This window comes from Methylobacterium sp. WL69 (genome assembly GCF_008039485.1).
GTDB lineage: Bacteria > Pseudomonadota > Alphaproteobacteria > Rhizobiales > Beijerinckiaceae > Methylobacterium.
In genome coordinates this window covers 1-7,421 of sequence record NZ_VRUZ01000142.1, presented here as the reverse complement: position 1 = coordinate 7,421, position 7,421 = coordinate 1, and the positions used below count along the sequence as shown (strand labels likewise).

Below are 7,421 nucleotides of genomic sequence, written 5' to 3'. Positions count from 1 at the left end.
CCGGAGTCCCCCGCCATGCCCACCCCCACCGTCGCCAAGGGTCGCGAGCGCCGTGTCCTGTCCGACGCGGGGATCCGCGCCGCGCATGCCGAGACGCCTCGGGCTCCCGACCTCGCCGAGCGGTGGGGCGTGTCCACGGCGACGATCTACAGCCACATGCGCCGCCTCGGCCTGACGCGTCCCGCCTGGGGCCGGGCGCTCGACGCCAAAACCGTGGCGCCGGCTCAGCCCGAGACGAACGTCGTCCCATTCTCAGCCCCCGTGTCGCCGACCGATTCGCGCGCCCTGACCGTCGAGGCCGCCCCGGCTGCCGAGGCGCCCATCCAGGTCTACTGCATCCCGGCGCGGGGCGAGCTGGGGTTCCACGGCCGCCTCGACGTGGAGGTCCTTGCGCTCGCCGTCGAGCTCAGCCGCCGAACCGGGCTCGCCCCGCAGGCGGCGATCTCCTGGGTCCGGGCCGACCTGGCCGAGGCTGCCATCGCGAGCGCGGTGGCCTGATGCCCGCCCGCTGGAGCTTGCGCCCGCCTGCAACCATCGAGGAGTGCCACGTCGCATTCGCGGCGGCGTTCGCCAAGTCGACATACGGCACCGGCATCAGGCGCTGGGCGGCATACGTCGACGATGACATGCGCAAGGCCTTCGAGGGTGATCTCGGCCTCGTCCTCACCCGCGACGCGATCGTTCCCCGGTACCATGCCGTAATGGCCCTGAAGTTCGACCAGCTCAGTGAGCGCAAAGTCCCCGACCGGCGCGCATGGGAGGGCGCCGGCAACGCCATCGGCTGGGGCGTCCGCCTTGGCATCCTGCATGAGGCCCGTTCCGAGACCGACGAACCTACGTGGCGACTGGTTCGTGCCGAGCCGACGTGGGTCATCGACACGGCGCGTGGTGGCTGCTGCTTGGTCCAAGTCGGGGGCCTCACTCCCGAGGCCAAGACCGCCCGCGCCAGGAAGGTGGCGACGCAAGCCAAGCTGACACGAACGTTGGCCCGCAAGGCATGCCTGGAAGCCACGCCCTCGATCGCCAGCTGTCTCGCGGCGATCATGGAGACGTGGCCCGACTACGATGTCCCAGAGGCTTGGACTGAGCAGGGCTTCGTACCGGGATGGACGGCGGGCGTTGCGCTAGGCGCGTGCTTCGACGCGGTGAAGGAGGGCCACATCGCCGCGGAGCTGTCCAAAGTTCAGCTCCACTCCTGGCGGGTGGTCCTGAACGCGGAGGTCGTGCGGGCGAAGGCGCACCTGCGCGAAAGGAGGAGGCGCAAGATGGAAGGTCTTCTCGCCGGCGCCGAGGAGTCCGAGCCTTCGATCCCGGCCGAGGATCTCGCATCGATCGACGCGCTGAGCCGGTGACCCGGGACCCTCTCCGCAACGCCATCGCGCCTCTGCGGCTCAGGTTGCAGACCCCTGAGAGGGACGGCGACTTGGTCCGGGACGTCCTGGAGCCGGGGCGGCCGCCCCGCGTCTGCCGCGTCCGCATCTTCAGGAACGGTCTCGTCTACGTCCCGGTGTCGTTCAACAAACGTTGAGCAAGCCTATTAAAGGCGGCATGGCACGTTCATAAATTGTTGAACAATGAACTGGCAGCCGCCTTCATCCCAGCAAGGAATCAACCCGATGCGCCAGACTGACATCGCCGCCGCCAAAGCCCAGGCCGACAGAGACCTGCGCGCCGTCAAGGATGCAGCTGCGTCGCTCTCGGCGTTCCGGTGGTCCGTCGAGCAGGCCCTGCAAAATCTCGTTGGCCGGGCTGCGACCGCGCGGGCCTCGCTCGACGCGTATGCCGACCTGACGGGTTCCGTCGAAGTTCAGGACGCGATCGCCCTCCTGGGCGTCACGGCGGACACCGCCGGCGAGGAGGCGGTCCGCGCCATCCTTCGGGGCATCCCCGAGCAGCTGCCGCAGCGTCCGTGTCCCGTGCCTGCCTGACGTCCCCAACGTCGGGGCTTTCGCGCCCCGGCCATCCCCTGACCCCATGCGGGATGCCCGATCGATCCACCTGCCGGCCTCGGGCACGGGCATCCAGCGAAAGGCATCCCCAATGTCGAGGTCAACCAGCCGCAATACCCTGAAGAGCCGCCTCGACCGGATGAGCGCCACGTTGCACCGGCGCACCTCCGGGTGCTTCGCGCAGCACGAGGACGGTTCCGTCGCCCCCTGGCACGTCCAGAACGGGACGCAGCGGATCCCCTTCTCGAACCTCACCGACGTCGCCGCCTACATCGACAGCCGCAACGGCGACGTCTGACGCAACCAAGCCGGGGCCCTCGCGCCCCGGCCCTTCTCGGGCCCGCCTCCTCCATGGGGCGTCCGCGAAAAGGGCCGGATCCCCCGACCCGAAGGAACGACCATCATGACCGATAAGACCCCCAAGCCCGGCACGTTCGACAGCATCGCCCTGGGTGCTGGCTACGCCGAGCCGACGCACCTGACCTCACCGATCACGCCCCTGTCCACGCTGTTCGCCATCCACGGAATGTGGGGCGCCGTCGACCTCGATCAGGGTTCGCTCCAGTCCCTGCGCAAAATCCTTCGCCTCGCCTTCGATCCGGCTGTCCGGACGGCCATGGCCGTCGCTGCGGGCGGGGCCGACTACGACGCCGAGCGTTCCATCGTCGACCTCTCCATCGCCGACGCCGAGGCGATGTACAGCCGCTTGGCCACGCTGACGGGCGTGTCGCCGTACGTCCACCCGCACCACGAACCCACCTTCGCCCGGTCCTGATCCCCGCCCTCTCCCATCCCACCGACACGAGGACGTCATGCTCAAATCCATCCGCCGCCAGGGCGTCATCGCCGACTTCGGGTCCCTCGACACCTACCGCGAACACCTTGTCTACGAGTTGGACGCGGCCTCGGGCGACGAGGCCGAGGACATCAGGCTCGACCTCGCTTGGGTGGATGCCGAGATCGCCAGGGACACCTCTGACCCTTCGACTACGCCGAGGCTGTCGGCCGCTGCGCCTGACCAATGCTACAAGATCCTGGGGACCTGAGCATGACCAAGGCAGAATCGATCCGCGGTACGGACAAGGTCCGACGCCAGCTGAAGGTCGATCTCAGCAGGCTCTCCGAGGAGCAGAAGGCCACGCGCATTGCGTTCCTCGATCTGGCCCAGATCGCGTTCGGGAAGGGATGGCAGACGCCCGTCGCTGCGGCGCTCGACCGGGACAAGTCCCAGGTGGCTGGCTGGATATCAGGCCGCCGCCCCGTGCCGGCCGACATCCTTGCGGAGCTGCCGACCGTGGCTCTTCGATGGGCCGCGAACCTCCAGTTCCGGGCGGACCTCATCCGGCTCCGGTGGGATCCGGCCCTCGCCGAGGAGCGCACCCGGATCGAGACCGCCGCGGCCAAGGCGGGGTCCCCTCCCGAGCCGCCGCCGCCGAGGACGCCCGAGCAGATGGTCGACCACATCGAGGCAGAGCTGCTCCTCGACGTGCCGATAGAGGGCCCTGGGACGAGGGGCGACTAACGGTCCGTTATGCCGGCCGTCCTACGATGGGGCGGCGAGAGGGAGGATCGGACGTGGCGGACGGTAGGCAAGGCAGCATCTGGGACGCGCTCGGCGCCTCCCCGTCCGAGGCGACGAAGCCGGGGCGCCCCGCCCCGCCTTCCAAGCCGGAGGAGCAGCCCGATCCCCCGGCCGATCCCCTGGCGCACTTGTTCCCGAAGAACCTGCGGACGTACGACATGGGGGCCGTCGAGGATGCGCATCCCCTCGATCGGCTGGAGACGCACCCCGACGGGACCGTCCGTGTCGCCAGCCCGCCCTTCGAACACGAGGAGGACGGATACGCCCCCGACTCCTTCATCGGGCAGTACCCGTGCAAAGCGGGGCGGGCCCTGGTCTTCGTGCGCCAGGTCGATGGCGCAGAGGACGGCTATCCCCGGGCGACGTGGTACGTGGCGATCCGATACTGGGACGACCCGACCGGTCTTCCGTACCGCATCGCCATTGACGGTGCCGGGGACGAAGCAACCCAGGAGGCGATCGACAGGCTCCTGGCCTTCCGCGAGGAGCGGCTGCGGGATGCGGCCGCCCCGGACGCACAGACCCCCTAGGCCGCCACCGACATCGCGGCCGCGACGGCCCCCCCCGGCCTCGCCGATCGGTGGCCGGCAGGCAAGGACGGATTCGCGCAAGGGTTGACGATCTCCTGGCCGGATCGCCTGGGCCCAGCGACGGGGATGGGAACGATGTTTACCTTGAGGGCGGAACCTACGCCGGTAGCCGTTGACCTCCCCCCGCCGATGGCGAACGCATGCGCCATGCCCGAATACCAGCTCATAGTCGGGGTGCTCTTCGAGGGGCGCCGCGAGATCGCCGAGGCCGCCCACATGGACGCACCGCTCGACTTGGAGACGGCCGTGTGGGTGCCAGAGCTCTGCATCCCGGACCCCGTTCTCGGGCGCGTGCCGGTGTTTACGGTCGCCGCCCTGCGCGGGGCGATCGAGCGCGGCGAGCTGCGGCCCGAACGGCATGGCCGGCTGCTCTACGTCAGCCGCCGAATCGTCATGGAATGGAGAGAACGATGCCGCGCCGCGCCGCCGGACCCCGCCTCTACGAGAAGCCCCCCGAGTTTAACGATGACGGGTCGCTCCGGAAGCGGTCGGTTTGGATCGTCCGCGACGGCAAGCTTAACGTCGCAACCGGCTGCCCGGTCTTCCCTGAACTTCCTGACCGAGGCCGCGGCGCGGCTGAGCCGGCGCTCGCCGACTACCTGACGCGCAAGCACAACCCGGCGAGGGAGGAGGACCGCGCCCTCGGCGAGATCTTCGTGACGGACGTCCTGACGGTCTACGCCGAGGACAAGGCGCCCGCGCACGCCCGGCCCGAGAAGACGGCCGCCCGCCTCCTGCAGCTCGGGACGTGGTGGGAGGGCAAGCGCGTCGCGGAGGTCAACGGCAAGTCGGTCCGGGCGTACGGCGCGTGGCGGAAGAAGACCGCGTGGAAGTCGGCCCGCCCCGACAGCACCGGCAAGCGCCCGCGCACGGTCACGGACGCCGGGGTGCGCCGCGAGCTGGAGGACCTCCAGTCGGCGCTGAACCATTACCTGCGCGAGGGCCATATGCGGGCGGTGGTGAAGGTTCCGCTGCCTGAGAAGAGCCTGCCCAAGGAACGCTACCTGGAGCGGGACGAGGCGGCGCGCCTGCTCCGGACCATGCTCCACATGCCTGAGCGCCAGACCGTCCACCGCGGCCCCCGCAAGGGCCAGGTCATCGAGACCGCCAAGCGCCCAGCCCGTCACCTGGCGCGCTTCCTCCTCGTAGGGATCTACACGGGAACCAGGGCGGCCGCGATCTGCTCGGCCGGGTTCGCCCCCGCGGAGGGCCGCGGCTGGGTCGACCTCAAGCGGGGGATCTACCACCGGCGTGGCCTCGGGGTCGCCGAAACGAAGAAGCGCCAGCCTCCGGTGCGCCTCCCGAAGCGACTCCTGGCGCACATCCGGCGCTGGGCCCGGACGCCCCGAAAGGACGGGTCCATGCCGGAGCATGTCGTCGAGTTCCGTGGGCTGCCCGTCGGGGAGGTCAACAAGGGTTTCGCGGCGGTCGTGGCCGCGGCCGGGCTCGGGCCCGACGTCACGCCACACACGCTGCGCCATACGTGCGCGACGTGGATGATGCAGGCCGGCGTGGATCTCTGGCAGGCGGCCGCGTTCCTCGGCATGACCGTCGCCATGCTTGAGAAGGTCTACGGCCACCACCGTCCCGACTTCCAGGAGGAGGCCGCCGGGGCGCTGGACAAGGGCGGCCGCCGCGTCGTCGAGACGATCGACGTCGAGGACGCCTTCACCCGCCGGGCGGCCTGATGTTCGCGTTTGTTCTAGGGGGACTGATTGGGGACAGAAACGGGGGTGATCGGGGGCGATTTGGGACGATCCGGGAGGGTGTCCCAAGAGCGCGTCCGAAGGGGAAATGACGTGCCCCGGACCCGCTCATAACGGTCTGGTTGCAGGTTCGAGTCCTGCCGGGCCCACCACTACTTCCTTAACGTCCTGCTTTCATGTAGGTCTTTCGGAATGTTGGGCTATTTCGCGCCGTCTGTCACACACTGATGTCACACAAGGACGGGCCTGAGTTGGCCCGGTATCCGAACCTATGGAAGCGCGGTGACAGGTACTATGTACGTGTCCGCGTGCCTGCCGACCTGCGTGCAGTCGACAAAAGAGAGCACGTTGTGGTTAGCCTCCGCACCAGCGACCACCGTGAAGCCGTTGGCCGATACCGGGAGGAGCAGGCTCGCATTGCGCGTGAATTCGACGCAGCTCGCGCGGAACTGGCCGGACGAGACGCTACGACGTTGGCCCTTAACGAGGGTCGACTGGAGGATCTGAGCAACGTCCAGCTTGAGATCCTCGTCCAAACATGGTTCGAGAGCCGCGAGGGTTTGCGTCGCCCCCTCTGCCAAGTTGGCGAGGAGGCCGAGTTACTTGTGCTTTTGGAGCAAGACGCAGCTCATTTGAATGAGCCAGACGCTGCTCGCACCAGTGTGGACGCACTTCTAATTGCTGCTGGTATGCCGTCGTTGAGCCGACGCGTCGGCAGAGGGCGGCCTGCGGTCGATCGCACGGGCAAGCAGTACCGTTACCTACTAGAGCTTGTGGCTCACGCTCTGCGAGCAGAAAATGAGCTGGCGCAAAACTTCGCTCTAGGTCGACCAGTCACGGCTGATGCTCCGCTGTTTCAGCGTCAAGTTACGGCTCATGCAGCCGCATCGCCCGCGCAGCTCACAGTGGCGCAACTAATCTCGCGATACCGGGCAGACCGTGAGAGGGCCCATGGACGTGAGAGCACGGACCGTAAATACAGCCACGTTTTTAGGGCGCTGGAGGAGGCGCTTGGGCCGGGCAAGTTGGTGCGCGACATTCGTCGTGAGGACTGCCGCGCAGTTCGCGACTTTCTTGGCCGCGTGCCGTCGAACGCGAGCAAACGCTTTCCGAAGCTATCGCTCACTGAGGCAATCAAGATTGCCGACATCAACGGCGTTGCGCGGCTCTCCCCCACCACCGTGGCCTCCTACATGAACAATTTGTCGGCCCTTCTAAACTGGGCTGTCGATGAGGAATTAGCAGAGCGCAATCCGGCCAAGGGCTTGGTTGAGAAGGCACGGGCACAGGTGAAACGGCGAGGCTTCACTCCTGAGGAGTTGGAGCTGGTGTTCGCTGCGCTTGCGCCAATGCGATTTACCCACCCGCACCGGTTCTGGGTTCCAGCCCTGGCCCTGTTCACAGGTGCTCGGGCCGGGGAATTATGTCAGCTTAGAGTTGCTGACGTAATCGAGGAACAAAAAATCTTGTCCGTCGTCAGATGATTTGGGACATTCAGCGGTGTTCAGGAGCGGAGGCTCTGGTCCATCTGGGGTGAGAGGTTAGGCGGCCTGCGCGTGGTGGCGCAAGCGGCGATCCATCAGGGTCTGGCGCT

General features: G+C 67.8%; 11 protein-coding genes. All 11 read left to right on the top strand.

All coding sequences use genetic code 11. The features are described from left to right. Positions 1–498: hypothetical protein (locus FV218_RS21360; RefSeq protein ID WP_210246134.1), on the top strand; the 498-nt coding region annotated here is incomplete at its 5' end. Next, the gene (locus FV218_RS21355; RefSeq protein WP_147711467.1) at positions 498–1,352 is read left to right on the top strand and encodes a hypothetical protein; all 855 of its coding nucleotides are present in this window, start codon (positions 498–500) and stop codon (positions 1,350–1,352) included. The genes FV218_RS21360 and FV218_RS21355, both read left to right, overlap by 1 nt. A 264-nt stretch (positions 1,353–1,616) precedes the next feature. Continuing rightward, on the top strand, positions 1,617–1,928 hold the full coding sequence (locus tag FV218_RS21350; RefSeq protein ID WP_187273133.1) for a hypothetical protein: 312 nt from the start codon (positions 1,617–1,619) through the stop codon (positions 1,926–1,928). Positions 1,929–2,040: 112 nt separating this feature from the next. Continuing rightward, a complete protein-coding gene (locus tag FV218_RS21345; protein ID WP_147711465.1) occupies positions 2,041–2,247 on the top strand; it encodes a hypothetical protein in 207 nt (68 codons plus the stop codon). Between the two features lie 105 nt (positions 2,248–2,352). Further along, complete coding sequence (locus FV218_RS21340; protein ID WP_147711464.1) at positions 2,353–2,724, top strand: hypothetical protein; 372 nt, start codon at positions 2,353–2,355, stop codon at positions 2,722–2,724. 37 nt (positions 2,725–2,761) lie between these two features. Beyond that, the gene (locus tag FV218_RS21335) at positions 2,762–2,995 is read left to right on the top strand and encodes a hypothetical protein (protein ID WP_147711463.1); all 234 of its coding nucleotides are present in this window, start codon (positions 2,762–2,764) and stop codon (positions 2,993–2,995) included. 2 nt (positions 2,996–2,997) lie between these two features. Beyond that, on the top strand, positions 2,998–3,471 hold the full coding sequence (locus FV218_RS21330; RefSeq protein WP_147711462.1) for a hypothetical protein: 474 nt from the start codon (positions 2,998–3,000) through the stop codon (positions 3,469–3,471). Between the two features lie 53 nt (positions 3,472–3,524). Next, complete coding sequence (locus FV218_RS21325) at positions 3,525–4,061, top strand: hypothetical protein (RefSeq protein ID WP_147711461.1); 537 nt, start codon at positions 3,525–3,527, stop codon at positions 4,059–4,061. A 207-nt stretch (positions 4,062–4,268) separates the two neighbouring features. After that, positions 4,269–4,724, top strand: a complete 456-nt coding sequence (locus FV218_RS23330) for a DNA-binding protein (RefSeq protein WP_246685227.1) — start codon at positions 4,269–4,271, stop codon at positions 4,722–4,724. A gap of 53 nt (positions 4,725–4,777) precedes the next feature. Then, complete coding sequence (locus FV218_RS21320; protein ID WP_246685226.1) at positions 4,778–5,809, top strand: site-specific integrase; 1,032 nt, start codon at positions 4,778–4,780, stop codon at positions 5,807–5,809. Between the two features lie 245 nt (positions 5,810–6,054). Continuing rightward, positions 6,055–7,311: a DUF6538 domain-containing protein gene (locus tag FV218_RS21315; protein ID WP_147711459.1), complete on the top strand. Its 1,257-nt coding sequence runs from the start codon at positions 6,055–6,057 to the stop codon at positions 7,309–7,311. Positions 7,312–7,421: the final 110 nt, after the last annotated feature.

What these genes read in the sequence shown, in the direction of transcription:
- FV218_RS21355 (WP_147711467.1), top strand. Translation starts at nt 498, where the DNA reads ATGCCCGCCCGCTGGAGCTTGCGCCCGCCTGCAACCATCGAGGAGTGC.
- FV218_RS21350 (WP_187273133.1), top strand. Translation starts at nt 1,617, where the DNA reads ATGCGCCAGACTGACATCGCCGCCGCCAAAGCCCAGGCCGACAGAGAC.
- FV218_RS21345 (WP_147711465.1), top strand. Translation starts at nt 2,041, where the DNA reads ATGTCGAGGTCAACCAGCCGCAATACCCTGAAGAGCCGCCTCGACCGG.
- FV218_RS21340 (WP_147711464.1), top strand. Translation starts at nt 2,353, where the DNA reads ATGACCGATAAGACCCCCAAGCCCGGCACGTTCGACAGCATCGCCCTG.
- FV218_RS21335 (WP_147711463.1), top strand. Translation starts at nt 2,762, where the DNA reads ATGCTCAAATCCATCCGCCGCCAGGGCGTCATCGCCGACTTCGGGTCC.
- FV218_RS21330 (WP_147711462.1), top strand. Translation starts at nt 2,998, where the DNA reads ATGACCAAGGCAGAATCGATCCGCGGTACGGACAAGGTCCGACGCCAG.
- FV218_RS23330 (WP_246685227.1), top strand. Translation starts at nt 4,269, where the DNA reads ATGCCCGAATACCAGCTCATAGTCGGGGTGCTCTTCGAGGGGCGCCGC.
- FV218_RS21315 (WP_147711459.1), top strand. Translation starts at nt 6,055, where the DNA reads ATGTCACACAAGGACGGGCCTGAGTTGGCCCGGTATCCGAACCTATGG.